This window comes from Nocardia sp. NPDC006982 (assembly GCF_042869435.1).
Classification (GTDB): Bacteria; Actinomycetota; Actinomycetes; order Mycobacteriales; family Mycobacteriaceae; genus Nocardia.
This window is the reverse complement of the sequence record NZ_JBIAFV010000001.1, coordinates 1,563,450-1,590,060: the sequence shown is the minus strand read 5'-3', so window position 1 is coordinate 1,590,060 and position 26,611 is coordinate 1,563,450. Positions and strand designations below refer to the sequence as shown.

Here is a 26,611-nt window from a genome sequence, read left to right as displayed (position 1 = left end):
TGGCCCATGTTACTAGTTAAGAGTCCAATTAATTTATTTACCTATTTACAGCTCGTCGATGCAGACGTGGAGGTTGATGTGGTCGACAGTGCAGTCGCCGTCGTGACCGGGGCCGCGGGTGGTCTCGGATACGGGCTGGCAGCCAGTCTCGTGTCCAGGGGTATGAGTGTGGTGATCGCCGATATCGACGGCGATGCGCTGGCGTCGGCCGAGGAACGCCTGCGTGCGGAAGGAGCAGACGTACTCGCCGTCCGCACGGATGTCACCAAGGCGGAGTCGGTGATGGAGCTGTCCGCGCGCACCTTCGACCGCTTCGGCCGGGTGGACGTGGTGTGTCTCAACGCCGGAGTCTCCATGCGCGGGCGGGCGTGGGAGTTGTCCATCTCGGACTGGCGCTGGGTCTACGACGTCAACGTTTTCGGTGTCGTCCACGGGATCCGTGCCTTCGTTCCGGCCTTGCTGGAGGCGGGGACCGGCCACGTCCTGATCACCGCGTCGAACAGCGCCGTGACCACCCTCGCGGCGCTCGCGCCCTACGTGTCCAGCAAGCATGCCGTGGTCGCCGTCGCCGAGACCTTGCAGCACGATGTGCGCGAGGTGGGCTCCGACGTCGGAGTCTCGGTCGTGCTGCCCGGCGCGATCCGTTCGGGCATGGCGGACGCATTGCGCCATCGGCCGGCTGACTACGGCAGCGCGTCGATTCCGGAGGACGTGACCCGCGCCAGCCGCGCGTTCCTCGACCGGTTCGGGGCCGATCCGCGCGCGATGGCGGACGACGTTCTGCGGCACGCCCTCGACGAGCGTCGTTTCTGCATCTTCACCGACCCGGCGGACGCGGCGATGCTCGTCACCCACACAGAAGCACTGCGCGACGGCGAGTTGCCGCCCGTCATCGCGCCGGTCTCACAGGAGGTCAAATGACTCGAGCAATCGTGACGTCGGCGGACGCGGAGGCACGGGCACGTGCCGCAGACGTGCCGATCGTCGACTTCGACCCGGAAAGCGATCCGGCATTCAAGGCCGACCCGCTCGGCACGATCCTGGCGGCGCAGCGGTACGGCGACGTCTTCTACAGCACCGCGGCACGCGGTTTCTGGGTCGTCACCCGGCACGAACTGTGCCGGATGATCAGCCAGGACCTGGACGCGTTCTCGAACCAGGAAACATTCACCTTCTACCGGAATCCGCCGCCGATCTTCCATATCCCGGCCAACCTCGATCCGCCCGACCACGGCAAGATCCGGCGGTTGATCGGGCCACTGCTCTCGGCCGCGGTGGTGCGCAAGCTCGAGGAGCGGGCCAGGGCTTCGGTCGCGAGGATCGCTGAGGAGGTCATCGCACGGGGCGAGTGTGACTTCATGGCCGATGTGGCACTGCGGATTCCGGCCGAGGTCTTCCTCGAGCACATGGGCCTGCCCCTCGACCGCGCCGACGAGATCACCGCTACCCGGCTGCTGCCGGGCAAACTCAACGCCAGCAACGACCCCGACGGCACGCAGCTGGCCGCGGCGGTAGCCGCAGTGCGCGACATGTTCGAGGAGGTGGTGGCCGAGCGACGCCGCCGGCCCGCCGACGACATCCCGAGTTATCTGCTGTCCCAGACCGTCGACGGCAAGCCGCTCACCGACGAAGAAGTACTGCAGCTGTGCCACACCCTGCTCGGTACCTCGCTGGGCACGACCGCGTCGACCATGACATTCATGTTCCAACGGCTCGCCGGAGAACCCGAGCTGCGACGGAGCATCAACGAAACGCCGGAGATCGTCAAAGGTCTCGTCGAGGAGGCGCTGCGGTGCTACCCGGCGATTCCGATCGTGTCGCGAACCGTTCGGTCCGACCGCGATTTCCAGGGGATCCCGTGGAAGGAGGGCGACCGGCTGGTGCTGCTGCTGTCCGCGGCGAACGCCGATCCCGACGTCTTCCCGGAGCCGGACCAATTCGATCCGGACCGCCGGCCGGTACGTCACCTGGGGTTCGGTGCCGGCCCGCACCGATGCGCCGGTTCGCTCCTGGCGCAGATGGAGCTCCGCGTTCTCGTCGAGGAATGGCATCGGCGTATCCCGGACTACTACGTCGGCGATCTGTCCGAACTCACGCACGAGGTGTCGGTCGCGGTCCGCATGACGACCTTGCCCCTTGTGGTCGGCGCGCCGGCCGCGCAATGAGCCTCTTCCCGGCGCACAACCCTCCGACATCGCAAGGAACACATAGGTATGCCCCATCTTCGCCTCTCGTTCGATCTTCGCCGACCGGAGTTCGTCACCGCCAGTTCGGCGGAGCTCGCAGCGACGATGCTCGACATCTGTGAGTGGGCCGACGGCCTCGGCTTCGACATGACCTACTTCGGCGAGCATCACGGTGCGGAGGACCACTACCTCCCCTCACCGCTCATCGCCTCGGCCGCGGCTGCCGGGCGTACCTCGCGGATGCGGTTCCGGCCCATCCTGCTCACTCCGCTTTATCACCCGATCCGCCTTGCCGAGGACATCGCGGTGGCCGACCTGGTCAGTAATGGCCGAATGAGCCCGGTCTTCGCCGCGGGCTACCGGAAGCAAGAATTCGACATGTACCACGTCGAACTGAGTGAGCGGCGCGAGCGGTTGCTCGAGGCCGTGGAGGTCTGCAAGCGCGCTTGGACCGGCGAGCCGTTCGACTTCCGTGGCACCACGGTCACCGTCACCCCCCGGCCCGCCCAGTATCCCCGCCCGCCGATCATCATGGGCGGGGCGGCGGAGGCGCCCTCCCGGCGGGCCGCCCACCTGGCCGACGGCTTCGACCCGGCGGAACCCAAGGCATGGGAGTTCTACCGGGATGAGTGCCTGAAGCTGGGTCGCGACCCCGGGCCGTGGGTGCCCCGCAGCCCGACATTCCTGTACGTGACCCATGATCCCGACGCGGCATGGGCGGAGGTCGGCCCGAACCTTCTGCACGCTGCGAACACCTACGCTCGATGGATCGCGCAGTCCGCGATGCGGGAAAGCGAGTGGTACCCCCCGATCTCGTCGGTGGACGAGCTGCGTGTCGGGAATGCCTACGAGATCGTCACTCCCGAGCGTTGCGTCGAGATCGGGCGCGAACTCGGCCCCGACGGGCACCTGGTCCTGCGGCCCCTCTTCGGTGGGACCGAACCGAAAAACGCGTGGGCCAGCCTGCGGCTGTTCGAGTCGGAGGTGCTGCCGCACCTCGAGGTCCCCGACCTGCTCCCGTGACGGCATGAGATAGACGGCGCCTCCGGGAAGGGCCTTCCATAAAGAGGCGTAATATTCAACTAATTGTTTTCCGAGAGCGGAGTGCTTCATGACAGGGACACGACTAGCCGGACAGACCATCTTGGTTACCGGGGCTGGGCAGGGCATCGGGCGGGGCACCGCCCTCGCGTTGGCGAAAGAAGGGGCGCAGGTCGCCCTCGCCGGTCGGACGAAGGCGAAGTGCGAGGTCGTCGCGAAGGAGATCGAGGCCTTCGGCGGGACCGCGTTCGCGCTCGGTTGCGATGTGACCGAGCGGTCCCAGGTGGACCGGGCGGTAGCGGACGTGGTCGAGCATTTCGGGGGCTTGACCGGGCTGGTGAACAACGCCGTCTCCAGCGTCCAGCAGCCACTCGCACAGGTCACCGACGCCGACGTCGAGTTGTGCTGGCGCTCCGGTGCGATGGGCACCCTCTACGGAATGCAGGCGGCGTTGCCGCACCTGCGCGCCGCGGGCGGTGGTTCGATCGTCAACTTCGGTTCGAGCACGGCGGTCGACGGCAACGCCACCTTCGGTGCCTATGCCATGGCGAAGGAGGCGATTCGCGGGCTGTCCCGGGTCGCCGCGCGGGAATGGGGGCGCTACAACATTCGAGTGAACGTCATTGTGCCCGTGGCCAATTCGCCGGCATCCGTGGAATTCGGCGAGGAGCACCCCGAGCGTTTCGAGGCGGTGCAGAAATCGCTGGCCCTGCGCCGGGTGGGCGACTGCGAGACCGATATCGGCCGCGCCGTCGTTGCCCTCGTATCGGACGATCTCTCCTATCTGACCGGTGACACCCTGATGCTGACCGGCGGTAAGTGAGTTACCGGTCCAGCGGTCCCTTTTCAGCACCAACCCGGGGCGGTCGGTGCTGAAAAGGGGCGGTCAGTGCTGGCCCGGGCGCAGCTGGACGAACAACCCCTCGGCCTCGGCGCACAGCGTGGTGCCGTCCCGGAGTGTGCCGCGCAGGATCCGTTTGCGGCCCTCCTCGCTGACGAACCATGCCTCGATGTCGAGATCCTTCTCGACCGGCGTGATGCTGCGGTAGTCGACGTGCAGATATGCGGTGCGGGCCACGGTGCGCCCGCCGGACCCGGACAGCCGGCCGAGCAAGTCGTCGAAGACGAGCGGAATCGTGCCGCCGTGGGCGGCGCCGTTGCCGCCGAGGTGGAAGCGGCCGAAACGAACGCGTCCGCGGACGCTCTTGTCGTCCATGACGACGTCGCGGACCAGGGGTAGCAGAACCGAACCCCGGCCTGGCAGATCGGCCGAGAACCCGCTGATCTGCGACCATTCGTCACGCTCGAAGCGGGCGAGGAGATCGGCCACGCGCTTGATGCCGATTGTCGCTTCGGTGGCGGCGTGCTCGTCGGGGACCGCGGCGGCGATCCGGTCCTGCAGCTCGCGGGCCGCGTCGATCATCTCCGCGTAGCCGGCGGGCGGTACCGGAGTGGTCCTGCTGCGCCACCAGTTCGGAGGGATCGGGTCCGTGACTTCCTGCGGCTGTGGCATGGATGGCTGTCCTTCCTTCGACGACGCTTCTCATCGCCGCACTGTGGCGCACAATATAGGTATATTAACTAAATACATTAGCTCACTATTCTCCGGCTGCGAAGGGACGGTGTACCGGTGTCGGACGAGGTTGTGACCGAACGCGCGGGCAACATACTGATCATCACGTTGAACCGGCCGGAGGTTCGCAACGCTGTGAACGAGGCCGCCGCGCACGCGGTGGCAGCAGCGGCGGATCTGCTCGACGAGGACCCGTCGTTGGTTCTGGGCATCATTACCGGAGCGGGAGGTACCTTCTGCGCCGGAATGGATCTGAAGGCCTTTCTCAACGGTGAAATTCCCCGGATCGAAGGACGTGGGCTGGCCGGCATCGCGATCACCCCGCCACGTAAGCCGCTGATCGCGGCTGTCGAGGGGCATGCCGTGGCGGGTGGCTGCGAGATCGCCCTGGCGTGCGACATGATCGTCGCTGCGCGTGACGCCTCGTTCGGTCTGCCCGAGGTCAAACGATCACTGGTCGCGGGCGGTGGCGGGCTGCTGCGGTTGCCCGAGCGGATCCCGGCCGGCATCGCGATGGAGTACGCACTGACCGGTCGATCGTTCGGGGCGGAGGATGCCGCCCGGTGGGGCCTGGTGAACCGGCTGACCGAACCCGGCGGGGCGCTCGCCGGTGCCCGAGAGATCGCCGCGGAGATCGCCGCCAACGGCCCGCTGGCCGTTCAGGCGAGCAAAGAAATCCTTGTGTCAGCACGGAATTGGGTCGGCGCCGACCGTTGGCAGCGGCAGCGGGCAGTGGCCGACCCGGTGCTGTTCTCGGAGGATGCGAAGGAGGGGGCCCGGGCCTTCGCCGAGAAACGGGCGCCTGTGTGGCGGGGCCGGTAGGCGACAAGCACTACTCGGTCGTAGCCGGTCCGGACGAACCCGAATCCGGCTACCGCACCGCGCGCATCGAAGTCACACGACGGGCGCGGCGTCGACCTCGTATCAGATGCGGACCTCCGCTGCGGCGCGTTCGGCGAGTACGCGGCGCAGAATCTTGCCGTTCGGGTTGCGCGGCATGTCGGAGATGAACTCCCATGCCGCGGGCACCTTGAATCCGGCGAGCCGGGCACGAGTGTAGGCGCGCAGCGCCTCAGGGTCGGGTTCGGTTTCGGCGGCGACGATATAGGCCTTGATGGTTTCACCCAGCCGCCGGTCCGGCACCCCGACGACAATCGCCTCCTGAACCTGTGGGTGGGTGAGAAGCACCTGTTCGACCTCGAGCGGGTACACGTTTTCGCCGCCCCGGATTATCTTGTCGCCGCGCCGTCCCACCAGATACAGATAATCGTCGTCGATCCGGCCGAGATCGCCGGTGTGCTGCCAGCCCTCGGAATCGACGAGGAACGAGTGCGGAGCCCGCGCCCACACCTCGCCGATGCCGTCTTCGTCCGGATCATTGATCCGCAGTTCCGTCCCGGGCGCCGCGCGGCCCACGGACGTCAGCAATTCCGGGCGCGGGCCGGCCGCGAGCCGATGGTCCTCCGGAAGTAGCACCGCCACGGGGGAGCCCTCGGTCTGACCGAACAGATTGACGAATTCCGCGTCCGGCATGACGTGCTGGACCCGCCGCATGGTCTCCGGGTGGATGGGCGCGCCACCATAGGCGAGCACTCGCAGACTGCTCGATGCCAGGGCGCCGGCCGACAGCAACATCTCGAAAACCGACGGGATCGTCACCGCGTGGGTGGGACGCGCGGTTTCGAGCGCCTTCCACGCCTCCACCGAGAACGCCGGGAACACCGCCAGCGAGACGCCGTTGCCGAGTGCCACCGCGATATTTCCGAGACCACCGACGTGATGGAACAGCGACGTCGTGACGACTCGGTCCTCCGGCGCCAGACCGAGGAGATAGCCATTGACGTCGGCCCGGCGTCCGAGTGGGAATTCCTTCACCTCGACGCGCTTGGGCAGCCCGGTTGTGCCGGAGGTGTGCATCGCCAGCACGACCCGGTCCGGGTCGATATTCGGTTCCAGCGGGCCGTCCCCAGCGAGTTCACCCTCGACCACGACCACTCGCCGACCGGTTTCGGCCGCGAGGCGGGTGGCGAGGTCGGCGTACTCGGGTTCGGTGACGAGCAGATCACCGGCCAGCCGGACCAGACAGGCGGCCAGTTCGGGCTCGGTCATCCGCGGTGCCATGGGTGCCAGCGGGCGGTTCGCCACCGCCCCCGCGACCAGTAGGGCGATCGAGTTCGGCCGGGTGGTCAGCAGCGCCGGTACCAGCTCGCCGGGTGTATCCGATTCTCCGCGCAGCAACTCGGCCCCACCGGCGATCATCGTGCTGAACCGAGCTCGCGACCAGGTCTGTGGACCGTCCGGGGTGGCCTCGACCAAGGCGATCCGCTCCGGGTCCTGCCGGAGGTGGCCCAGCACGCGCTGGGTCCAGGTCTGCAGTGGGGAAGGCTGGTAATCCTCGTACATGGACTCTCCGGATGGGGCGACGGGTTTGCGAAAAATGCTGGTGAACCTGATCAAGTCGGCCGGGGTTCTTTCGGCAGGCCGAGCACGGACTCGGCCAAAATGTTGCGCTGAATCTCGGAGGTGCCGGCGTAGATCGTCCCGGATATGGCGATCATCCAGGTGCCGGCCCAAGAAGCCGACGAATTGGGGGCGTCGGGGTCGTCCGCGCGGTAGTGCCGGATCGGCCGCCGGCCGGTCGGGGCCAGCGCGTCGGCGCCCAGCAGATTCACCGCGAGATCGGTCGTCTTGCGGTGATGCTCGCTCCAATACAGCTTCGAGATCGACGAATCGCGGCCCGGCGTCCGGCCGGCCAGCCACCCCGTCAGGGTTCGCATTCCGAGATACCGCATGATCTGCGCTCGCGTGTAGGCCCGGGCGAGATCGTCGCGGACGGCCTCGTCTCGGTGGCGACCGTGTTCGGTCGCCAGCGCGATGAGCCGATCGACCTCGGCCTGGAAGTAGATCGGGTTGGTCGCCGCCTCGTCGCCGCGTTCGAGGCCGAGCAGAGCCATCGCCGCCTTCCAGCCCTCGCCGGGGCCGATCACGACGTTCTCCCGAGCGGTGCGGACACCGTCGAAGTAGACCTCGTTGAAGTTGTCGCCGCCGCTGAGCATGGATATCGGGCGGATCGTGATACCGGGCTGGTTCATCGGCACCAGCAGCATGGTGATACCCCGGTGCCGGGAGGCGTCCGGGTCGCTGCGGGCGAGCACGAAGATCCAGTTCGCGGTGCGCGCGTCCGACGTCCAGATCTTCTGGCCGTCGATCACCCAGGTGTCGCCGTCCAATCGGGCGCGTGTCCGCAGACCGGCGAGGTCGGAGCCGGCGCCGGGTTCGGAGAAGCCCTGGCACCAGCGGTCTTCACCGCTGACGATGCGCGGCAGGAATTGCCGCTTCTGCTGCTCGGTGCCATAGCGCAACAGCAGATTGCCGATCATCTTGATCGAGAACACGTCGTTCTTACCGTTCAACGGCACGCCGGCGGTAGCGAACTCCTCGGCCAGCACGACCTGTTGCAGCCGGGTCAGGCCGGCACCACCGTATTCGGTCGGCCAACTCGGGGTGAGATACCCGCATTCGGCCAGCCGAGTACGCCACCACGCTGTGAACGAGCGTGCGTCGTCTTCGTCCAGGTTACCCAGGCCACGCCAGTCGTCGGGGAGCTCGCGTGCGAGGAAGGCTCGGATCTCGGCGCGGAAGTCCGCCATCTCCGGCGGATATTCGAGGTTCATGCCCGAGGGCCCCGGCCGGATCGCGTTGTGGACATACGGCTCCCTTTCCGCGTGCGCGCCTCGGGCGAGCGCGCAAGCATGGTATAGATCTATTATATAACTATATAGTCGCCTGGGTGTGGGTTCGGGGAACGCGCCTCGGACAGCACGAACGAACTGGCCGCGACTGGTGGAGTGGGTGGTACATGAACACGGAGGATGGAGCTGCGACAGGTGAACGACCGAATTCGCTACGCCCGCTGTCGCCACGTGGTGTCGAACAGCTGGCGGAATTCGACGGCAACGCCGTCCAGGCCCGTGACGCGTCAACCGTCGTGCTGCTGCGGAACGCCCCACGCGGGCTGGAGTCACTGTTTCTGCGTCGGCAGCCCAGCATGGCCTTTGCGGCCGGGATGCACGTTTTTCCGGGTGGGGGAGTGCAGCAGTCCGACAGGGAGGCCGGCGTGCCGTGGGCAGGCTCCTCTGCGCAGAAATGGTCGGACATTCTGGGGTGCTCGCCGGAACTCGCCCGTTCCCTTGTTGTCGCTGCGGTCCGGGAGACATTCGAGGAAACCGGAGTATTGCTCGCCGGTCCGGACGAGGTCACCGTTGTTGCAGACGCGTCGACCGCGGCACTGCAGGATGCGCGCATCGCTCTGGAAGCGAAACAGTTGTCGTTGCGGGACTTCCTCCTGGCGCAAGGGCTAATGCTGCGCGCTGATCTGCTGCACGCGTGGGCGCACTGGATCACCCCGGCGCACGAACCCCGCAGGTTCGATACCCGCTTCTTCGTCGCGGCACTGCCGCAAGGCCAGCGGATCGGGGCGCTGCCGCGCGAAGCGGATCGAACACTGTGGCTCCCGGTTCGGGCGGCCGCCGACGCTGCGCGTGCCGGCGAACTCGCGATGATGGCGCCGACGAGTCACACCTGCCGGAGCTTGGCAGGGCTCGCCGACGTGGACGAACTGGCGGTCGCGTCGGCGGCGCGGCCACTGGTGACCATCGAACCGAGAGTCGTCGATATCGCCGGCCGACGCTACCTCGACATGCCTCCGGCGCACGAGTTCTAGTAGTTGGGTGGTCATGAGAACAGAGCTGACGAATTCGGAATGCGGGGGCTGTGCGGGCGCGTCCGGCACGTCGATGCCATCTGCGGAGCCGAATACCGGCTCCGGTTCCGGAAGGGTGATGTTCCGGCTCCCCCTGGGACCGCTTGCCACGGCCGATACGTCTCGCGTCGATTCGATGTCGCTGGCGATCATCGCGGATGCCGCGGTGGGGACCGCGGTGCTCAGGGGACGGGCGGCCGGGGTCATGGCCGAGCTGTGCATCGACCACGTCGGCATCCCGGATTCCGGCGCCACCGCGCTCGACATACTTGCGGAGGCGCTCGAGACCGGGCCGGATACGGGTACCGGCCGGGCGACGATCCAAGACGACACGGGGGCCGTGGTAGCCCAAGCGATGGGTGTGGTGGCCGTCGATCCTGACGGTGGACCGGTGCAGTCGCGGGTACGCCCACGATCCTTCGATCCTCCGGACGCCCGGCTGGTGCCGCTCGATTCCGACTCCGTGCAGGTGGAAATCCGTCGCGATATGCTGAACGATCGCGGCACGGTCCACGGGGGCGTTCTGCTGGGGTTGGTGCACAAGGCTCAGGAGTGGTTCCAGCAGTGTCACGGGGTTCGTTGCCGGCCGCTGCGGGTCACCATCGACTATCTCCGGCCGGCACTCGATGACTGGCACCTCGTGTTGCGCTCTTCGCTCGAACGGCGTGGGCGCCGCCTGTGGATCGTGCGTACCGTGATTCTCGACCGGTCCGGTCGGACGGTGGCAGTTGCATGGGGGACGGGTGCGGTGACCGCTGGATCGATAGCTTCTCTCGAATTGAGAGGTTAAGGTCACAGTGTCGGGTGCCGGCGCATCCGTCACCGATCTGATCGGGCTTCATGAGGAGGCTTCTGGGTGGTGTCCGCACGAAAGGGACCAGTCGGCAATCTGCCCGCCCGGTTGGACGAGTTCGTCGGACGAAACCTGGAACTGGGCGACGTCCGCCACGCGATGGAATCCTCCAGACTCGTCACTCTGGTCGGGCCGGGAGGGGTGGGCAAGACGAGGCTTGCGCTGCAGGTGGCCGCGGACCTCCAGCGCGCGTTCCCGCACGGCGTGTGGTTCGTGGACGTCGCACCGTTGCAGGACCCGGAACTGCTTGCCTCCACAGTGGCATCGGTGCTCGAGCTGCCCACCGGATCCTCGCGCTGGGCGCCGGGGCTGCTCGGACGGCAACTGGCGGATCGGGCGATGTTGCTGGTCCTCGACAATTGCGAGCACCTGAGCGAGGCATGCGCGGAACTGGTCGACACGTTGCTCAAGGCGGCGTCGCACCTGAAAATGCTGGTGACCAGCCGCCAGCCGCTCGGGGTCAAAGGTGAACATATTCGGAGCGTGCAGCCGCTGCGGGTGCCGGCTGCGGGGGATGAAAACCTCGATGAGCTGGCGCGCTGCGATGCGGTGCGCCTGTTTCTCGAGCGCGCTACTGCTGTGGAACCCGGCTTCGCGCTCACGGCCGACAATGCCGCGGCGGTTGCCGGGTTGTGCCGGCGTCTCGACGGGTTGCCGCTGGCTCTGGAACTGGCTGCCGCGCGGATCCGCCATCTGTCTCCGCAACAGATCCTGAGCCGACTCGATGGACGATTTCAGCTGCTGCGTACCGATAGCGCGCTCGCCGCCCCCCGCCAGCGCAGTCTGCATTCGTTGATCGGGTGGAGCTACGACCTCTGCACCCCCGCCGAGCGAGAGTTGTGGTCGCGGCTGACGGTCTTCTCCGGGTCCTTCAGCGCCCCTGCGGCCGAGGCGATCTGCGCGGGAACCATCGTCGCGCGAGAGGATGTTCTCGACCTGCTGGCTCGGCTCGTCGATCGATCGATCGTCGTTACGGTACGCCAGTCGTCGGAGGTGCGTTATCGGATGCTGGAGACCATCCGGGCCTTCGGTCAGGAGCGTATCGCCGCGAGCGGGGACGAGGAGAACCTACGTCGGCGGCATCGCGACTATTTCCGTGACCGGCTCGTCGAACGCTACCCGCACTGGTTCGGTCCGGGCCAATACGACACCATGGCGTGGGTTCGCGCCGAACGCGATAACCTCCGAGCCGCGATCGACTTCTGTCTCGGCGAACCTACGGATGCTCGCGCCGCCGCGGTTATCGCGAGCGGCCTCGGCGGGGAGACATTGCTGACCGGCCGGCTCGGAGAGGGAAGGCTGTGGATCGACCGCGTGCTGGCCGTCCTCGACGAGGACTGCACCGAACGCGCGATCCTGCTGTGGATTTCCGGCCAGTGTGCGGGGAATCAGGGTGATTTCGAGTCCGCCGAGCGGCTCCTACGCCGCGGGCAGCAGACCGCGCAGCTCATCGGCGCTCGCCACGAAGAGGCAATGGCCACTGTTTTCCTCGGTGCGCTCCGAATGTCGTTGGGCGCCTCGACGGAGGCCATCGAGCTCTTCGACCAGGCGCTCGAGTCGCTGGTGCACGACGACCCGCTGGCTCTCGCACTGCTCCTGCTGCACAAGGGCAAGGCGGTCTACCAGCTCGGCGACCCGGCGGCCGGGATGCGGCTGTGTGGGGAATCGCTGGCCGTGTGCGAGCGGCACGACGAGCATTGGCATCGGGCCGAGGCACTGTGGGAACTGGCCAACCTCTGCCTGTACGAAGGCCAGACCGACGAGGCTGCTGTGCGGGCGTTGGAAAGCCTGCGACTGAACCGCGAATTCCGCAACCCCGTGGGGATCGCCCGGTGTATCGAAACCCTGGCGTGGATCGCCGAGGCACGCGCCGAGCATGCGCGGGCGGCCAGGTTGCTCGGCAGCACAGATGCGCTGTGGCGGACGACCGATGCGCTGTTCGACCCGCAGTCGGTGCGTCACCACGAGAGATGCCGCGATCAGGCGGTCCGAGCGTTGGGCGAGCGGGCGTTCCGGGCGCAATTCGAGGCGGGGGTCCGGGCACCGGTCGCCGAAAGTATCGCCTTCGCACTGGGCGAAGTTCCGGCGTCGTCCGCCGAGTCGGCGGATTCCGAGAACGTGCGGTTGACGCCGCGGGAATGGGAAATCGCCGACCTGCTCGCGCACGGCGCCAGCAACCGCGATATCGCCTCGAAGCTCGTGATTTCCCCGCGGACGGTCGAAGGGCATGTGGTCAATATTCTCGGCAAGCTCGGGTTCTCGTCCCGGGTGCAGGTCGCGGTGTGGATAGCCGAGCACGGTGCCGCGCGTCACTCGCTGTAACCCCGTATATAGTGCAATGAATAAGTGCTTAATGCGAGGGAGGATCAACCGAAATGACCCTGTTGAAGGGGCGCGTCGCCGTTGTCACCGGCGGTGCCCAAGGACTGGGCTTGGCGATCGCGGAGACGTTCGTCGAGCACGGCGCTCAGGTGATGCTCGCGGATCTCGACGGTGAAGCCGCTGAGCGTGCGGCCGAGCGCCTCGGTGGAGCGGCGCGACGGTGCGATGTTACGGATGAAGACGGGATGACCGCCCTGATCGACGACACCGTACGACGTTTCGGATCGGTGGACATCATGGTCAACAATGCCGGAATCACGCGGGACAAGACCATGCGGAAGATGACTTCCGAGGACTTCCGCACGGTCCTGGACGTCCACGTCTACGGCGCGTGGCTGGGCACCCGGGCGGCCGGCGCCGTGATGCGCGAGCAGGGCCGCGGTTCGATCATCACCATGTCGTCGATCTCGGGCAAGGTCGGCAACTTCGGCCAGACCAACTACAGCGCTGCCAAGGCGGGCATGGTCGGCCTGACGAAGGCCGCGGCGAAGGAACTCGCCGGTGCGGGGGTACGGGTCAACGCCATCCAGCCCGGACTCATCCGGACCGCCATGACCGAGGCCATGCCACAGCACGCCTGGGACTCGAAACTGGCGGAGATTCCGATGAAGCGGGCGGGTGAGCCGCGCGAGGTGGCTTCGGTGGCGTTGTTCCTCGCCAGCGATCTGTCCAGCTACCTCACCGGCACGGTTCTGGAGGTAACGGGCGGCCGGTACATGTAACCGCGGCCGGTCCGGCCGGCCGAATCGACATGCGGCCGGCCGGACCGGTGGGGCGCGGTGTCATCGGGACCGATCCGAGGACACTCGCTGCTGGAAGGCCAGTTCGACGAGATCGGTGAGGCTCGAGGACGGATCGGACCTGTCCCAGTAGCGCAATGCCGCACTGAGGCAGGACACGGCGATCGACGCGACCAGGGTGTGTCGAAGCGTGGGCGTCGCCGCGCCTTCTTCAGTGGCGAGTTGCCGAGCGATCTCGCGTTCCCATCGCAGTCGGGTACGCAGGCTGCGGGCCTCGAGCGATCGGGTGGTCATGACCAGCCGAGTCAGGGTCTGCGTGCGTTCGTCCTGGAGTTCGGCCGCGAACTTCGTAATCGGTTCTTCCAGTGCGGCGACGTCGACCGAGGAATCCGAGCGCGCTGCCACGTACTCCACCATGGTCCTCGCGGAGTCGTCTTCGTCCCCGAAGAGGATGTCCTCCTTGCTGGGGAAATGCCGGAACACCGTCGCGCTCGACAGTCGCGCGGCGCGGGCGATCTGCTCGACCGTGGTGGCGTCGTACCCCTGCTCCGCGAACAGGACGAGCGCCGCCGCGGTGATGTCGTTGCGCGCCCGGATGCGGTTGCGTTCCCTGAGCGTGCTCACGTCGTGCCCCACTTTGCCTTGATAGAAGTTCTCGAAATGAAGGTTTCTAGCGCAAGTAACTTTATCAAGTACCCTTCATTTCCTACTCCGGGCGCCGGGTCGGCGCCTTCAGTCGGCCGAACCGGCGTAGGCGGGACCTATCGCGCCCGCGGCGCGGAGTCGAGCGAGGTCTTCCCCGGCCAGGCCGAGACCGCGCAGAACGGTGTCGGTGTGCTCGCCGAGAGCGGGAATCGGGCCGAGGACCGGATCGTATCCGCCGAGCACCGGGGGTGCCAGCAATGTGCGCACCGGGCCTACCGGTGAGCTCACCTCCCGCCACCTGCCCCGGGCCGCCAGATGCGGGTGGGCCACGACATCTGTGGTCGTGTTGTAGCGCGCGTTGCCGATCCCGGCGGCGTCGGCGGATTTCTGGATGTGGGCCAGCGTGTGACGGGCGCACCAGTCGCCGATCACTCGGTCCAGCTCGGCGCGGTGGGCTACCCGCCCTGGACCGTCCCGATACCGTTCATCGGTTGCCAGGTCGTGGCGGCCGAGCAGCTCGGTGGCCAGCCGCTGCCATTCGCGGTCGTTCGTGGTGCCGAGTACGACGACCTGGCCATCGCTCGTCGCGTAGGAGCTGTAGGGCGCGACCGACGGCGACCCCATACCCACCGGTTCCTGGTCCTGGCCGGTGTACCCGCTCCAGGTCAAGGCGTAGCCCATCAGCTCGGTCATGGTGTCGAACAGGCTTACCGCAGTCTTCCCGCCGTGCCCGGTTCGGCCCCGGGCCTGAAGTGTTGCCAGAATCGAGATCACACCGTAGAGCCCGGTGCAGGCGTCCGCTATCGGGGGACCGGGCTTGGCCGGCTCCCCGGGGAGTCCGGTGATCGAGCATGCGCCGGACTCCGCCTGGGCCAGCAGATCGTAGGCGCGTTTGTCCGACAGCGGACCACCACTGCCGTAGCCGGAGATCTCGCACGTCACCAACCTGGGGTACGTCAGTTCTAGGGATTCGGCGTCCAGCCCGAGCCGGGCCGTGGCCCCCGGAGCCAGATTCGTGACGAACGCGTCGGCATCGGCCAGCAGCCGGTGCAGGACTTCGAGCCCCTCCGGCGACTTGAGATTGAGCGTGACCGATTCCTTGCCGCGATTGAGCCAGACGAAGTGTGCCGCCATTCCGTGGACCACCTCGTCGTAGTCGCGGGCGAAATCACCCCCCGCCGGATTCTCGATCTTGATTACCCGGGCGCCGAGATCGGCCAGGGTGCGGGTGCACAACGGGGCGGAAACCGCCTGCTCGAGGCTGACCACCATGAGCCCGGCCAGCGGCCCCGAGCGCGCGGCCGGCGCTTCGTCGCCGATCTGTAGTCGGTCGTTCACCGGGCCTCCGCTGGTACGGGCCGATAGCAAGCCCACAACAGCGCTGCCCCCGCGGCCGAACCACCAACCGCCGAGATCAGGAATCCGGGCAGGCCCGACAGTGGGTCGGTGAGCCCCAGCACGCCGTCGAGCGACCACTCCCCGGGGCCGGTGGTGCTGAGAGCGACGCCGATGGCCGCGAGCACAAGGTTGTATTCCCAGCCGGAGTTGACCGAGTAGAACCCGTTGGCGCGATGCACCGTCCACGCGGCGACCAGCATCAATCCGACGAATCCCGCGCCGGCGAGCGGGGTGAGCAGACCGAGCGCCAACATGATGCCGGCCCCGACCTCGGTGCCGGCCGCCGCGACGGCGTGTAACCGTCCCGGCCGCATTCCGATGCTGTCGAACCATCGAGCGGTTCCCGGGATCCGTCCGCCGGAGTAGAACTTCTGATAGCCGTGAGCGGCCATGGTAAGTCCTGCGATCACCCGCAACAGCAGTGCGCCTGCATCGAGTGCGGTCATGGGTTGCGCCTTCCATTAGTAGGTATCACATTGCACCATATAGGGCTGTCGATTGCGGCCACGGGGGCCGAATGGGTAGATAAATAGGTAAACAATTGTTACGATAACCTTTATGACCACGCAAGTACTTGTCGCTGAGGGGGTCTTCACCTGGCCCTCCGACGATCCACGGTTGATCGCCTCGGAACGAGACGGCGTCCTGTCCTTTCCCGCGGAGCCCGGTGCGCCGGAACGTCTCCTCGGCAACCGCGGGACGTTGTGGAGCTTCACCACACAACAGTTCCGGCCCCCGTCGCCGCCCTACGACGGCAACGACACCTCGGAGACGTTCGTGCCGTACGCCCTCGGCTACATCGAGCTGCCCGGGGAGTTGTTGGTGCAGGCCAGGCTCACCGAGTCGGACCCGGCGAAACTGCGGATCGGTCAGCCGATGGAGATGGTGGTCGTGCCGTACACGGTTCGCGCCGACGGCACCGAACTGCTCACCTACGCTTTCGCTCCCGCCGATACCACTGGAGGTGAAACCGAATGACCGACATTGCGATAGTGGGTGTCGGCCTGCATCCGTTCGGCAGGCACGGCGACAAACAGGCTCTGCTGATGGGTGCGGAGGCCGCGCGTGCGGCCCTGGCCGATGCCAACGCACAGTGGTCGCAGGTCCAGACGGCCTACGTCGGAAGCCACGAAGTATCCAACCCGGATGCGATCGTGGGCTGGCTGGGGTTGACCGGGATTCCGGTGCGCGGCGTGTTCAACGGCTGCGCGACGGGAGGTACGTCGCTGCAGATGGCCGCGGAGGCGATCCGGCACGGCGAGGCCGACGTGGCGATGGCGATCGGGATGGACAAACACCCGCGCGGCGCGTTCGCCGCGGACCCCTCGGTGCTCGGGCTGCCGTCGTGGTACGGCCAGACCGGTATGTTCATGACTACTCACTTCTTCGGAACCAAGGCCACCCGGTACCTCCACGACCACGGGGTCTCCACCGAGGCCCTCGCCCGGATCGCGGCGAAGAACCTGCGCAACGGCTCGATCACGCCGCACGCGTGGCGCCGCAAGCCGTTGACGCCCGAGCAGATCCTGGCCGCACCCGTGGTGAACCATCCGCTCACCCAGTACATGTACTGCAGCCCCGACGAGGGCGCGGCGGCTGTTGTGCTGTGCCGGGCGGATCTGGCCTCGAAGTTCACCTCCACACCGGTGTATCTGCGCTCTTCGGTGCTGCGTAGCCGGCGCTCGGGCGCGTTCGACGTGAACAGCCCGTCGATGCCGTTGGACGGCGCGCCGAGCCCGACGGTCGACGCAGCCAAGGCTGCCTTCGAGCAGGCGGGTCTGGGGCCGGACGAGATCCGGGTCGCGCAGTTGCAGGACACCGATGCGGGATCGGAACTGATCCACATGGCGGAGAACGGGTTCTGCAAGGACGGCGAACAGGAGCAGTGGATCGCAGACGGCGCCACCGAGATCACCGGCCGGCTTCCGGTGAACACCGACGGCGGACTCATCGCCAACGGTGAGCCGATCGGCGCGTCCGGATTGCGGCAGGTCTACGAGATCGTGCTGCAGCTGCAGGGCCGTGCCGGCGATCGGCAGGTTCCCGGTGACCCCAAGACCGGCTATACCCACCTGTACGGCTCTCCGGGAGCGTCCGCGGTGTCCATTTTCTCCCGGTGATCGACAAACCGACAAGAATCGAGGATCGACGGTGCGTGACGCCGTAATCTGCGAACCGCTGCGAACCCCGGTCGGCGGGTTCGGCGGTGCGCTGAAAGATGTGCCGGCCCACGAGCTGGCGGCGACGGTGATCCGGGCGATCATCGATCGGACCGGTATTCCACCGGAAGCGGTCGACGATGTGCTGCTCGGCAACTGCTATCCGTCGATGGATGCTCCCGCGATCGGGCGGGTCGCAGCGCTCGACGCGGGTCTCCCCGTGAGCGTCACCGGGTTACAGATCGACCGCCGGTGCGGCTCGGGGTTGCAGGCGGTGCTGTACGCGGCCGGTCAGGTTGCTTCCGGCGCCAGCGAGGTCGTGCTGGCCGGCGGTGCTGAATCCATGAGCTTCGCGCCGTTCTACTCGACCTCGATGCGGTGGGGCGCCAAGTCGGGTCCCGGTGTGCTGCTCAATGATTCGCTCGCGAGGGGGCGCGTGACCGCCGGCGGGGTGAATTTCCCGGTTCCGGGCGGGATGCTCGAGACTGCCGAAAATTTGCGGCGGCAGTACAGCATTTCCCGGCAGGAGCAGGATGAGTTCTCCGTGCGCAGTCATCACAACGCCGCACAGGCGCAGACCGCGGGCAAGTTCGCGGACGAGATCGTGCCCGTCACGGTCCGGGGCCGCAAAGGCGACACCGTTGTCGACCGCGATGAACACATCCGCCCCGATTCCTCGGTCGAGCAACTGGCGCGGCTGCGGCCCGTACTCGGCGCGAGCGACGCCGAGGCGACGGTCACCGCGGGCAATTCCTCCGGGCAGAACGACGGCGCGGCCGTCTGCGTCGTCACCCATCCCGCCAAGGCGGCAGAACTGGGCCTCCGGCCGCTGGTGCGCCTGGTGTCCTGGGGGGTGGCCGGCGTGGCCCCCGCGACGATGGGCATCGGCCCGGTTCCCTCCGTACAACGTGCGCTCGCGGCGGCCGAACTCGGGCTCGAGAAGATCGATCTGATCGAGCTCAACGAGGCCTTCGCGGCGCAGGCGCTGGCCTGCACTCGCGAATGGGGTTTCACCCCAGCCGATTTCGATCGCCTCAACGTGAACGGGTCCGGGATCTCGCTCGGACATCCCGTCGGTGCCACCGGTGGCAGGATTCTCGCCACACTGGCGCGCGAGATGGTTCGCCGCGACGCCCGCTACGGCGTGGAGACGATGTGCATCGGCGGCGGGCAGGGCCTTGCCGCGGTGTTCGAGAAAGTGGCCTGAACGGTTCTTCGGAAACGGATTGCCCGAACGTCGGCGGCGGTGGCTTCACCGTCGCCGACGTTCGCGTCGATCACGAATTCATCAGTTGCTGTTTGAGCTCGTGCTTGCGCAACTTACCCGTCGGGGTGCGTGGCAATTCCTCGGGAAACCGGATGTCGCGGGGCACCTTGAAACCCGCCAACTTCGCCCGGGCGAAGGAGATCAGTTCGGCGGCGAGGTCCGGGCCGGCCGCCTCCGGGTCCTGCAGTTGCACCGCCGCGGTGACGCGTTCGCCCATCTCCGGGTCGGGCAGCCCGACGACCCCCACGTCGGCGACCGAGGGATGCATCAACAGGACGTCCTCGATCTCGCGGGGATAGATATTGACCCCGCCCGAGATGATGAGGTGGGTCCGGCGGTCGGTGAGGAAAAGGTAACCGTCTTCGTCCAGGAACCCGGTATCGCCCACGGATGCCCCGCCGCGGGCGTCGCGGGCGGCCGCGGTCTTTCCCGGATCGCCGTGATAGGAGAACTCGCCGCTGTCGGCGAACCAGACCGTGCCGACTTCTCCGGCGGGCAGTTCGTTGCCTTCGTCATCGGTGATATACGGCCGCCCGAGTATCGGCTTGCCGACCGACCCTGGCTTGCGCAGCCATTCCTGTGAGGTGATGGTCGTGGCGCCCACCCCCTCGGTGCTGGAGTAGAACTCGAAGAAGATCGGCCCCCACCAGTCGATCATCGCTCGTTTCACGTCGACCGGGCACGGGGCCGCGGCATGGACGGCATGGCGCAGGCTCGACAGGTCGTATCGGGCGCGCATCTCGGCGGGCAACTTCAGCATGCGCACGAACATGGTGGGCACCCACTGACTGTGGGTGACGTGGTGGGTGGCGATCGCGGCGAGGGCCCGCTCGGCGTCGAAACGTTCGAGGACCACCACGGTGCCTCCGCTGCGGTGTACGCCCATGGTCCAGGCGAGTGGCGCGGCATGGTAGAGCGGGGCGGGGGACAGATAGACATCGCCCGGCGCGAATTCGAGCAGCTCACGCAGCCACCGTCCTGGCACGTCGGGGTGGCTGCCCAGGGGCAGGCCGGACAACGGTCGGCGGATACCTTTCGGACGACCCGTGGTGCCCGACGAGTACAGCAGGAAATCTCCCTCGGACTCGTCCGGAATCGGGGTGTGCGGCCGTAACGAGCGCTGTTGCTCGTAGCTTTCCCACCCGTCGTGCGCGGTACCGATCATCAGGCGACCGCGCGGCGCTAGTGCGGGGTCGGCCAGCAGCGCATCCGCGAGGGGGGCCAGCGCGTCCGAGGCGACCACCAGCTGAGCGCCGCTGTCGCGCAGGATGTAGGCGGCCTCGTCGTCGGTGAGATGGGTATTGATCCCGACGTAGTACAGCCCGGCACGTTGTGCGCCCCAAACCAGTTCGAAGTACTCCGCCCGGTTGTCCACGAGGATCGCCACACAACTTCCCGCTGTCAGACCACGGTCGCGGAACAGATGTGCGGTCTGGTTCGACCGAGCCTCCAGCTCGCCGTAGGTGACGACCTGACCGGCCGGTTCGACGACGACCGCGGGCTGCGCGGGGTCGGCGCTGCCGAAGGGAGTCCCGGGCATTTTTCCTCCTCATATGTTGAGGACTAAATGATATAACTATTAATTCGTGGTGGCTGGTGGATGCGTGACAAATCCCGCACTCACCCGATCGAGGAGGACCGACATGAGTGAGGCTGCAGCGCGGGTCGAGTGGACGATCACCGATGGGATCGCGGATGTGCGGCTCAATCGCCCGGAGAAACTGAACGCTCTCGACGACGAGATGTTCACCGCGCTGATCCGTACAGCCGCCGAGCTGCGCGCGGAGCCGGATCTGCGGGTCGTAGTGCTCTCGGGCCGCGGTCGTGGCTTCTGCGCCGGCCTCGACCTGGACGCCTTCCGCGCTATGGCCGAGGGGCGTGCGTTCCGCCCGGCGGATTCCGATGTCCAGGCCGCGGAGCTCGCCGGTGACGGCGACCCGGAGCTGACCCGCGGACAGCGCGCGGTGCTCGGATTCCGCAACCTTCCGGTCCCGGTGATCGCGGCGGTGCACGGCCCGGCGCTCGGTGGTGGCCTCCAGCTCGCGCTCGCCGCGCACATCCGGTTCGTGGCTCCCACTGCCACGCTCGGACTGCTGGAGATGAACTGGGGGGTCGCGCCCGATATGGGTGGCACACAATTGCTGCCGCGCCTCGTGGGATCGGATGTCGCCGCCGAGATGATCCTGACCGCCCGGCGGGTCGACGGTGTAGAAGCCGAGCGAATCGGTTTGGCTACCAGGTCGGTCGCCGAACCTCTCACTGCCGCAATGGAGTTGGCGCGCACCGTGGCCGCTCGAAACCCGGACGCGGTCCGCGCGCTGACCACGATTCTGGCGGCGCGGTCGTTCGCTGAGGGGCTGGCTGCCGAACGGGCCGCGCTGCGCACCGTTACCGGCGCACCGAATCAGCGCGAGGCGGCCGCGGCCGCGCTCGAGAAGCGTGCTCCCGTGTTCGTGACCGGGGCAGGTGCCGCGCGGAGCTGATCACCATGGCGGCATCGCGGAGCGAGCGTTCGGTGGACTCCGCGTGCTGTCGCCTTGTCAGGAGCGCGCGTTCAGTTCCGCAACCGCGGGCAGCCAGATTGCCGGGTCGTGGTCGTAAGGGGCGTAGAAGCTGAAGCGTTCCACGAGGTCGCCGAATCGGGCCTGCACGGCCGCGCCGAGCCGGTCGGGCTCGGCCACCACGGCAAAGGTGTCGAGCACCTCGTCGTCGATGAGTTCGCCCATGCGTCGCCAACGATCATCGTCCTCGCCCTTGGACAGCCTCGTTAGTTCACGGCCCAGCTCTTCCCATCCGTGCAGGGCGAGGACGGGCTGATAGGTGGGGGTACTGCCATAGAAGGCGATCTGGTCGCGCACCGCTGCGGCGGCACGAGCCATGTCTTCCTCGGTCGCGCCCGTCACCACCAATCCGGACAGGCTGATGGAGAAGTCGCGCAGGTCGCGCCCGGCGTTCTGCCGTCCCTTCTGTAGCGTCGGCACAGTCCGCTCGCGCAGGAACCGCTCGGTGGTGAACGGGTGCGGTAGCAGGCCGTCGCACACCGCGCCGGCTACTTCGGTCATCCGGTCGCCCACGGCCGCGAGGTAGACCTTCGGGGGACCCCAACGGCTCGGTTCGGGTGCGAAGAACGGGGTCATGAGGGTGTGGGTGTAGAACTCACCATGGAAATCCAACGGGCCACCGGTCTGCCAGCAGGTCCAGATCGCGTGCAGCGCATCGACGAATTCCCGCATGCGCCGTGCGGGATTGCTCCACGGCATCCCGAATCGGCGTTCGATGTGCGGTTTGATCTGAGTGCCGAGTCCGAGCAGCAGCCTGCCGCCGCTGAGCAGTTGCAGATGATGTGCCGTGTAGGCCAGCGACATGGGATTCCGGGCGAAGGCTACCGCGACCGCCGTGCCGAGTTTCAGGTGTCCGGTGCTCTGTGCCATGGGGACCAGCGGCAGGAACGGGTCGCCTGAGGACTCTGCGCTCCACAGCGCGTCGTATCCCTCGCGCTCGGCCCTACGGCCTTCCTCGGCCAGTGCGTCCAGGCTGTCCGTCCCCGGTGCGGGCTTTGCCAGTTTTACGTCGACATACATGGGTATCTTCCTCACTCCTCACATCGGACAGTATAATGAGTTAACTGAATGAAAGGATGGCGGCCAGATTATGCGACGCACGATTCTCGAACCGGAGCACGAGCAGTTTCGGCAGACCGCACGCACCTTCTACGAGAAGGAATGCGTGCCCTACGTCGACGAATGGGAGAAGGCCGGTCACACGAGTCGTGATGTATGGCTGCGGGCAGGGGAGTTGGGTCTGCTCTGCTGGGAGGCACCCGAAGAGTACGGCGGTGCGGGAATCAAGGACTTCCGGTTCAATGCGGTGCTCAACGAGGAGTACTGGCTCACGGGCTCGGTCGGTGTGGGCTTCGGCGTCCAGAACGACATCCTGATGCCGTACTTCCTCGAGCTGACCACCGAGGAACAGAGGCAGCGCTGGCTTCCGGGCATGGTCTCGGGTGAGCTCATCACCGCCATCGCGATGTCCGAACCCGGCGCGGGTTCGGATCTTCGCGGCATACGCACCACGGCCCGGCGCGACGGAGATCATTACGTCATCAACGGCTCGAAGACGTTCATCTCCAACGGTCTGCTGTGCGACCTGGTGGTGGTGGCGTGCAAGACCGATCCGGAGGCCGGGCACAAGGGCGTCAGCCTGATCGTCGTGGAGGCGGGCACGCCGGGCTTCACCAAAGGCCGCAAGCTGGACAAGATCGGCCAGCATTCCGCCGACACCGCCGAGCTGCACTTCGAGGACGTCCGAGTGCCAGTGGAGAACCTGATCGGCGAGGAGAACAAGGGTTTCTACCATCTGATGCGCAACCTGCCGAAGGAGCGGCTCGGGATCGCCGTCCACGCGGTGGCCGGTGCGCAGCGCGCCTACAACCTGACCCTGCCCTATGCGCGTGAACGCCAGGCATTCGGCCAGCCGATCGGCGCCTTCCAAGTCAACCGCCATGCCCTGGCCGAGATGCAGACCAAGCTCGAGGTCATGTGGACATATCTCGACCAGTGCATCGCCGCGCTGAACGCCGGTGAGCTGACCGCGCAGGAAGCGGCGGGCGCGAAGTGGTGGACCACCGAAACCCAATGGGAGATCCTGGACCGGTGCCTGCAGCTGCACGGCGGCTACGGGTACATGAACGAGTACGAGATCGCACGGCTGTGGCGGGACGCACGCGTTCAACGCGTGTATGGCGGAACCAACGAGATCATGAAGGATCTCATCGGCCGCTCGATGGGCCTGTAGTGATCGTGGGTGCGACGGCCACGCGGTGCCGTTCATGACCGCAGGGACCATGGCGGGGGAGTTTCTGCCGCTGAGCTCGGTCGAGGCCGGCGTCGGGCTCACCGCGCGGAGGGTCGGTCCCGGCCGGACGGAACTTCGTGCGCCGTTGCCGCCGGGTTCGCTCGACGCCGGCCGGCTGTCGCCGGCGCTGCTGGCGGTGGCGGCCGATAGCGCGGTGGCGACCGCGGTGTTCGCTCATCCGGCGGGCTCGCCCACCGGCGTCACCGTAGAACTGCGGGTGGACCAGCTGGCCCCGGTCGCGCCGGGTGCCCGTCACCTCGACGTCAGCGCCGTCGCGCTGGGTGCGACCCGCGAATTCGGAACCGGGCGTGCCGAATTGCGGGACGACCGGGGAACTCTGATCGCTCATGCGGTGGGCGTGATGGTCGGTGACACCGCCGGTAAGCCCCCACCCTGCTACGGCGACGAGAACCCGTCGTCCCCGATGGACCCGTCGATTCTCCGGGTCCATTCCGAGGCCGATGGCTCGGCGCGGGTGGATGTCGTCGGGGACATGCTCAACTCTCGGGGTGTGGTGCACGGTGGTGTCGTCATGGCACTCGCCCAGCTCGCGCAGGAGCGCTGCCATCGCGCGGCCGGCGCGACGCTGCGGCCACTGGGGTTGAGCGTCTCCTACCTGCGACCCGCGCCCGGGGAAGATTTTCTGCGCTTCCGCTCCGCATACGTGCGCAAGGGCAGGCGGTTGTGGACGCTGCGCACCGAGGTCCTGCGGCCGGACGGAGTGGTCGTCGCGGTGGCGATCGGCACCGGGGCGGTGTCGGCAGTCCCAGCGGCGGGCTGATTCCGGCTGCGGTCACCCTCTTCGACCGACCGGGTAGTGATTCCAGGTGTTTTCACGGGGTCGGCCCGGCGTTCCGTCGGGCACCGTGGACATGTGACCGGGATCATGGTCTGCGAGAGGAATCAATGCTGATGAACCACGTCTCTGCCCAGGAATCGTCCTTCTGTGCCGCCGAGGACTGTCCGGCACCGGTGATCGCGATCGTGAACCTGATGCTCGATTGGGACCTTCCGGTCCTGGAGATCAGTTCGGACGAGTTGGCGGAGTGGCTCGAAGTGCCCGTAGATGCGGCCCGGCGGGCCCTGCTGGAGCTGGGCGCGCTGCCCGGTGCGGACGTGCTGCTGCCGGCGGAGCCGCACGCCCTGGTTCGGGCGACACTCGATGTCGACCGGTGTCCACTCACCGCCCCGCGCCCCGGTGCGCTTCGGTTGGTGTACAGCCGGGACGGCTTGCCCGAGAGCGGTGCGACCACCGCTTCCCGGGCGATCCGGCGGACTGGCGAGGCCACCGCCGAAGGGCTGCGCCGTCGAGCGTAGACACATGCTCCGGTCGACGCCGAGCTCGACTGCCCCCGCCGGCGCTTCGATTTCCGAGAGGTGCCGCGAACTGCGCTCACCGCTGGACCCACCCTGTCCCGGCAACGTTCCTATGGGGTTGTCCTGGGTGTAAGCGGTTGGCTCGTCGGTCCACGCGCTTGCCAGGCGAGCGGGCTAGAGTGTAATTATTTAATTAATAGTTTCGGACCTGTGATGCCATGGCCGGGTTCCGGGCGATGATCGGACACGAGAGGACTTCCAGATGCGTGACGCTGTAATCGTCGAGGCTCTGCGCACACCGATCGGCAAACGCAGGGGTGGCCTTGCCGATGTGCACGCCGTCGAGTTGTCGGCCCTGATACTGAAATCGATCGCCGAGCGAACCGGTATCGATCCCGCCGTCGTGGACGACGTGCACTGGGGCAACGTGATGAGTGTCGGCCAGCAGTCCGGCAACATCGGCCGCATGGCGGTGCTCGCCGCCGGCTGGCCGGAATCCGTCCCCGGCTTCACCATCGACCGACAGTGCGGCTCGTCGCAGCAGGCCATCTCCACCGCCGCCGCGGCCGTCATCTCCGGCCAAGCCGACGTCGTGGTTGCCGGCGGCGTCGAGATGATGTCGGCCATACCGATGGGGGCCTCCAATGTGCCGGGGACCGGCGAGATGGGAGGACCTGCGGTCACCCGCTACGCCGACCGTTTGACCGACCCCGGCTTCGGTGGTGCGTTCAACCAGGGCTACGGCGCCGAGGTGATCGCCGATCAATGGAAACTGTCGCGCACGCAGCTGGACGAATACTCCGTTCGCTCGCACGAGCGGGCCGCCGCCGCGCAGGACGCCGGCTATTTCGAGACCGAGATCGTCGCGGTCGACACCGGGGCCGGCACCGTGAAATCGGACGAGGGGATCCGTCGAGGGTCCACCGTCGACAAACTCGCCACTCTGAAAACGCCCTTCAAGGAGGGCGGGGTCATCAGCGCCGGAAATGCCTCCCAGATCTCCGACGGGGCGGCCGGCGTGCTGGTAACGACCTCGGAGAACGCCGCGCGTCTCGGCCTGACCCCGCTCGCCCGGATCCACACCGCGGTGGTCACCGGCGATGATCCGGTCAAGATGCTCACCGGCCCTATCCCGGCCACCGCGCTGGCCCTGCGTAGGTCCGGGCTGAGCATCAGCGATATCGATGCCTTCGAGGTCAACGAGGCCTTCGCACCTGTCCCGCTGGCCTGGCAGATCGAGACCGGCGCCGACGAGGCGAAACTCAATCCGGTGGGCGGCGCGATCGCTTTGGGGCATCCGCTCGGCTGCTCCGGTGCTCGCCTGGCGACCACACTCATCCACCACCTGATCCGGACCGGTGGGCGATACGGCTTGCAGACGATGTGCGAAGGCGGCGGGACCGCCAACGCGACGATCTACGAGCGGATCTGACC

The 26,611-nt window shown here is 67.1% G+C and carries 25 protein-coding genes; 17 read left to right on the top strand and 8 right to left on the bottom strand.

What is annotated here, in order from left to right:
• The first annotated feature begins 6 nt into the window (after positions 1–6).
• From ACFYOW_RS07185 to ACFYOW_RS07170, 4 genes are all read left to right on the top strand, one after another.
• Positions 7–921: an SDR family NAD(P)-dependent oxidoreductase gene (locus tag ACFYOW_RS07185; RefSeq protein ID WP_387285330.1), complete on the top strand. Its 915-nt coding sequence runs from the start codon at positions 7–9 to the stop codon at positions 919–921.
• Positions 918–2,165, top strand: coding sequence for a cytochrome P450 (locus ACFYOW_RS07180; protein WP_387285328.1), 1,248 nt, complete (start codon positions 918–920; stop codon positions 2,163–2,165). Before ACFYOW_RS07185 ends, ACFYOW_RS07180 begins: the two co-directional genes overlap by 4 nt.
• Positions 2,166–2,213: 48 nt before the next feature.
• Complete coding sequence (locus ACFYOW_RS07175; protein WP_387285326.1) at positions 2,214–3,209, top strand: LLM class flavin-dependent oxidoreductase; 996 nt, start codon at positions 2,214–2,216, stop codon at positions 3,207–3,209.
• An 88-nt stretch (positions 3,210–3,297) separates the two neighbouring features.
• On the top strand, positions 3,298–4,050 hold the full coding sequence (locus ACFYOW_RS07170) for an SDR family NAD(P)-dependent oxidoreductase (protein ID WP_387285324.1): 753 nt from the start codon (positions 3,298–3,300) through the stop codon (positions 4,048–4,050).
• A 63-nt stretch (positions 4,051–4,113) separates the two neighbouring features.
• Here the strand turns inward: ACFYOW_RS07170 and ACFYOW_RS07165 are convergent, their stop codons facing one another.
• A complete protein-coding gene (locus ACFYOW_RS07165; protein ID WP_387285322.1) occupies positions 4,114–4,740 on the bottom strand; it encodes a PaaI family thioesterase in 627 nt (208 codons plus the stop codon).
• Positions 4,741–4,857: 117 nt separating this feature from the next.
• Here ACFYOW_RS07165 and ACFYOW_RS07160 point away from each other — a divergent pair, with 117 nt between their 5' ends.
• Positions 4,858–5,622, top strand: coding sequence for a crotonase/enoyl-CoA hydratase family protein (locus ACFYOW_RS07160; RefSeq protein WP_387285320.1), 765 nt, complete (start codon positions 4,858–4,860; stop codon positions 5,620–5,622).
• 102 nt (positions 5,623–5,724) lie between these two features.
• On the opposite strand, the gene ACFYOW_RS07155 is transcribed toward ACFYOW_RS07160, so the two are convergent.
• Together ACFYOW_RS07155 and ACFYOW_RS07150 are read right to left on the bottom strand one after the other, a co-directional pair.
• Complete coding sequence (locus ACFYOW_RS07155; protein ID WP_387285318.1) at positions 5,725–7,203, bottom strand: class I adenylate-forming enzyme family protein; 1,479 nt, start codon at positions 7,201–7,203, stop codon at positions 5,725–5,727.
• Between the two features lie 50 nt (positions 7,204–7,253).
• On the bottom strand, positions 7,254–8,474 hold the full coding sequence (locus tag ACFYOW_RS07150; protein WP_387285317.1) for an acyl-CoA dehydrogenase family protein: 1,221 nt from the start codon (positions 8,472–8,474) through the stop codon (positions 7,254–7,256).
• Between the two features lie 185 nt (positions 8,475–8,659).
• Between ACFYOW_RS07150 and ACFYOW_RS07145 the strand changes: the two genes are divergently transcribed.
• The 4 genes from ACFYOW_RS07145 (at position 8,660) to fabG (ending at position 13,519) form a co-directional block, all read left to right on the top strand.
• Positions 8,660–9,523: an NUDIX hydrolase gene (locus ACFYOW_RS07145; protein WP_387285315.1), complete on the top strand. Its 864-nt coding sequence runs from the start codon at positions 8,660–8,662 to the stop codon at positions 9,521–9,523.
• A gap of 13 nt (positions 9,524–9,536) precedes the next feature.
• On the top strand, positions 9,537–10,352 hold the full coding sequence (locus ACFYOW_RS07140) for a PaaI family thioesterase (protein WP_387285313.1): 816 nt from the start codon (positions 9,537–9,539) through the stop codon (positions 10,350–10,352).
• Positions 10,353–10,421: 69 nt separating this feature from the next.
• Positions 10,422–12,737, top strand: a complete 2,316-nt coding sequence (locus ACFYOW_RS07135) for an ATP-binding protein (protein ID WP_387285311.1) — start codon at positions 10,422–10,424, stop codon at positions 12,735–12,737.
• A 53-nt stretch (positions 12,738–12,790) separates the two neighbouring features.
• Complete coding sequence (fabG, locus tag ACFYOW_RS07130; protein ID WP_387285309.1) at positions 12,791–13,519, top strand: 3-oxoacyl-ACP reductase FabG; 729 nt, start codon at positions 12,791–12,793, stop codon at positions 13,517–13,519.
• A gap of 60 nt (positions 13,520–13,579) precedes the next feature.
• On the opposite strand, the gene ACFYOW_RS07125 is transcribed toward fabG, so the two are convergent.
• From ACFYOW_RS07125 to ACFYOW_RS07115, 3 genes are all read right to left on the bottom strand, one after another.
• Positions 13,580–14,161, bottom strand: coding sequence for a TetR/AcrR family transcriptional regulator (locus tag ACFYOW_RS07125; RefSeq protein ID WP_387285307.1), 582 nt, complete (start codon positions 14,159–14,161; stop codon positions 13,580–13,582).
• Positions 14,162–14,269: 108 nt separating this feature from the next.
• On the bottom strand, positions 14,270–15,454 hold the full coding sequence (locus tag ACFYOW_RS07120) for a CaiB/BaiF CoA transferase family protein (protein ID WP_387286055.1): 1,185 nt from the start codon (positions 15,452–15,454) through the stop codon (positions 14,270–14,272).
• 62 nt (positions 15,455–15,516) lie between these two features.
• Entirely contained in the window at positions 15,517–16,026 is a 510-nt protein-coding gene (locus ACFYOW_RS07115; protein ID WP_387285305.1) for a DoxX family protein, read from the bottom strand.
• Positions 16,027–16,138: 112 nt separating this feature from the next.
• On the opposite strand from ACFYOW_RS07115, the gene ACFYOW_RS07110 reads away from it, so the two are divergent.
• From ACFYOW_RS07110 to ACFYOW_RS07100, 3 genes are read left to right on the top strand one after another with little or no spacing between them, the layout of a single operon-like run.
• Complete coding sequence (locus tag ACFYOW_RS07110) at positions 16,139–16,558, top strand: Zn-ribbon domain-containing OB-fold protein (RefSeq protein WP_387285303.1); 420 nt, start codon at positions 16,139–16,141, stop codon at positions 16,556–16,558.
• Positions 16,555–17,700, top strand: coding sequence for a thiolase family protein (locus tag ACFYOW_RS07105; RefSeq protein ID WP_387285301.1), 1,146 nt, complete (start codon positions 16,555–16,557; stop codon positions 17,698–17,700). The genes ACFYOW_RS07110 and ACFYOW_RS07105 overlap by 4 nt, the downstream gene beginning before the upstream one ends.
• Positions 17,701–17,731: 31 nt before the next feature.
• Positions 17,732–18,946: an acetyl-CoA C-acetyltransferase gene (locus ACFYOW_RS07100; protein ID WP_387285299.1), complete on the top strand. Its 1,215-nt coding sequence runs from the start codon at positions 17,732–17,734 to the stop codon at positions 18,944–18,946.
• A 70-nt stretch (positions 18,947–19,016) separates the two neighbouring features.
• On the opposite strand, the gene ACFYOW_RS07095 is transcribed toward ACFYOW_RS07100, so the two are convergent.
• The gene (locus ACFYOW_RS07095) at positions 19,017–20,546 is read right to left on the bottom strand and encodes an acyl-CoA synthetase (RefSeq protein ID WP_387285297.1); all 1,530 of its coding nucleotides are present in this window, start codon (positions 20,544–20,546) and stop codon (positions 19,017–19,019) included.
• A 103-nt stretch (positions 20,547–20,649) separates the two neighbouring features.
• Between ACFYOW_RS07095 and ACFYOW_RS07090 the strand changes: the two genes are divergently transcribed.
• Entirely contained in the window at positions 20,650–21,489 is an 840-nt protein-coding gene (locus tag ACFYOW_RS07090; protein ID WP_387285295.1) for a crotonase/enoyl-CoA hydratase family protein, read from the top strand.
• 57 nt (positions 21,490–21,546) lie between these two features.
• Here the strand turns inward: ACFYOW_RS07090 and ACFYOW_RS07085 are convergent, their stop codons facing one another.
• Entirely contained in the window at positions 21,547–22,587 is a 1,041-nt protein-coding gene (locus ACFYOW_RS07085; protein WP_387285293.1) for a TIGR03617 family F420-dependent LLM class oxidoreductase, read from the bottom strand.
• Between the two features lie 70 nt (positions 22,588–22,657).
• Between ACFYOW_RS07085 and ACFYOW_RS07080 the strand changes: the two genes are divergently transcribed.
• From ACFYOW_RS07080 to ACFYOW_RS07065, 4 genes are all read left to right on the top strand, one after another.
• Positions 22,658–23,800 carry an acyl-CoA dehydrogenase family protein gene (locus ACFYOW_RS07080; protein WP_387285291.1) on the top strand — a complete coding sequence of 381 codons (1,143 nt, stop codon included), beginning with the start codon at positions 22,658–22,660 and terminating at the stop codon, positions 23,798–23,800.
• A gap of 34 nt (positions 23,801–23,834) precedes the next feature.
• Positions 23,835–24,641, top strand: a complete 807-nt coding sequence (locus tag ACFYOW_RS07075; RefSeq protein WP_387285289.1) for a hotdog domain-containing protein — start codon at positions 23,835–23,837, stop codon at positions 24,639–24,641.
• A gap of 131 nt (positions 24,642–24,772) precedes the next feature.
• Positions 24,773–25,177 (top strand): hypothetical protein, encoded by a 405-nt coding sequence (locus ACFYOW_RS07070; protein ID WP_387285287.1) that lies wholly within the window; start codon positions 24,773–24,775, stop codon positions 25,175–25,177.
• Positions 25,178–25,439: 262 nt separating this feature from the next.
• Positions 25,440–26,609: a thiolase family protein gene (locus ACFYOW_RS07065; protein ID WP_387285285.1), complete on the top strand. Its 1,170-nt coding sequence runs from the start codon at positions 25,440–25,442 to the stop codon at positions 26,607–26,609.
• Positions 26,610–26,611 lie beyond the last annotated feature (2 nt).

Bases quoted from the DNA above. Each gene is read 5' to 3' on its own strand.
- ACFYOW_RS07110 (WP_387285303.1), top strand. From the start codon at position 16,139: ATGACCACGCAAGTACTTGTCGCTGAGGGGGTCTTCACCTGGCCCTCC.
- ACFYOW_RS07170 (WP_387285324.1), top strand. From the start codon at position 3,298: ATGACAGGGACACGACTAGCCGGACAGACCATCTTGGTTACCGGGGCT.
- ACFYOW_RS07185 (WP_387285330.1), top strand. From the start codon at position 7: ATGTTACTAGTTAAGAGTCCAATTAATTTATTTACCTATTTACAGCTC.
- ACFYOW_RS07120 (WP_387286055.1), bottom strand. From the start codon at position 15,454: ATGGTGGTCAGCCTCGAGCAGGCGGTTTCCGCCCCGTTGTGCACCCGC.
- ACFYOW_RS07080 (WP_387285291.1), top strand. From the start codon at position 22,658: ATGCGACGCACGATTCTCGAACCGGAGCACGAGCAGTTTCGGCAGACC.
- ACFYOW_RS07155 (WP_387285318.1), bottom strand. From the start codon at position 7,203: ATGTACGAGGATTACCAGCCTTCCCCACTGCAGACCTGGACCCAGCGC.
- ACFYOW_RS07095 (WP_387285297.1), bottom strand. From the start codon at position 20,546: ATGCCCGGGACTCCCTTCGGCAGCGCCGACCCCGCGCAGCCCGCGGTC.
- ACFYOW_RS07105 (WP_387285301.1), top strand. From the start codon at position 16,555: ATGACCGACATTGCGATAGTGGGTGTCGGCCTGCATCCGTTCGGCAGG.
- ACFYOW_RS07085 (WP_387285293.1), bottom strand. From the start codon at position 22,587: ATGTATGTCGACGTAAAACTGGCAAAGCCCGCACCGGGGACGGACAGC.
- ACFYOW_RS07145 (WP_387285315.1), top strand. From the start codon at position 8,660: ATGAACACGGAGGATGGAGCTGCGACAGGTGAACGACCGAATTCGCTA.
- ACFYOW_RS07065 (WP_387285285.1), top strand. From the start codon at position 25,440: ATGCGTGACGCTGTAATCGTCGAGGCTCTGCGCACACCGATCGGCAAA.
- ACFYOW_RS07180 (WP_387285328.1), top strand. From the start codon at position 918: ATGACTCGAGCAATCGTGACGTCGGCGGACGCGGAGGCACGGGCACGT.
- ACFYOW_RS07150 (WP_387285317.1), bottom strand. From the start codon at position 8,474: ATGAACCTCGAATATCCGCCGGAGATGGCGGACTTCCGCGCCGAGATC.
- ACFYOW_RS07075 (WP_387285289.1), top strand. From the start codon at position 23,835: ATGACCGCAGGGACCATGGCGGGGGAGTTTCTGCCGCTGAGCTCGGTC.
- ACFYOW_RS07140 (WP_387285313.1), top strand. From the start codon at position 9,537: ATGAGAACAGAGCTGACGAATTCGGAATGCGGGGGCTGTGCGGGCGCG.
- ACFYOW_RS07175 (WP_387285326.1), top strand. From the start codon at position 2,214: ATGCCCCATCTTCGCCTCTCGTTCGATCTTCGCCGACCGGAGTTCGTC.
- ACFYOW_RS07090 (WP_387285295.1), top strand. From the start codon at position 20,650: ATGAGTGAGGCTGCAGCGCGGGTCGAGTGGACGATCACCGATGGGATC.
- fabG (WP_387285309.1), top strand. From the start codon at position 12,791: ATGACCCTGTTGAAGGGGCGCGTCGCCGTTGTCACCGGCGGTGCCCAA.
- ACFYOW_RS07165 (WP_387285322.1), bottom strand. From the start codon at position 4,740: ATGCCACAGCCGCAGGAAGTCACGGACCCGATCCCTCCGAACTGGTGG.
- ACFYOW_RS07070 (WP_387285287.1), top strand. From the start codon at position 24,773: ATGAACCACGTCTCTGCCCAGGAATCGTCCTTCTGTGCCGCCGAGGAC.
- ACFYOW_RS07115 (WP_387285305.1), bottom strand. From the start codon at position 16,026: ATGACCGCACTCGATGCAGGCGCACTGCTGTTGCGGGTGATCGCAGGA.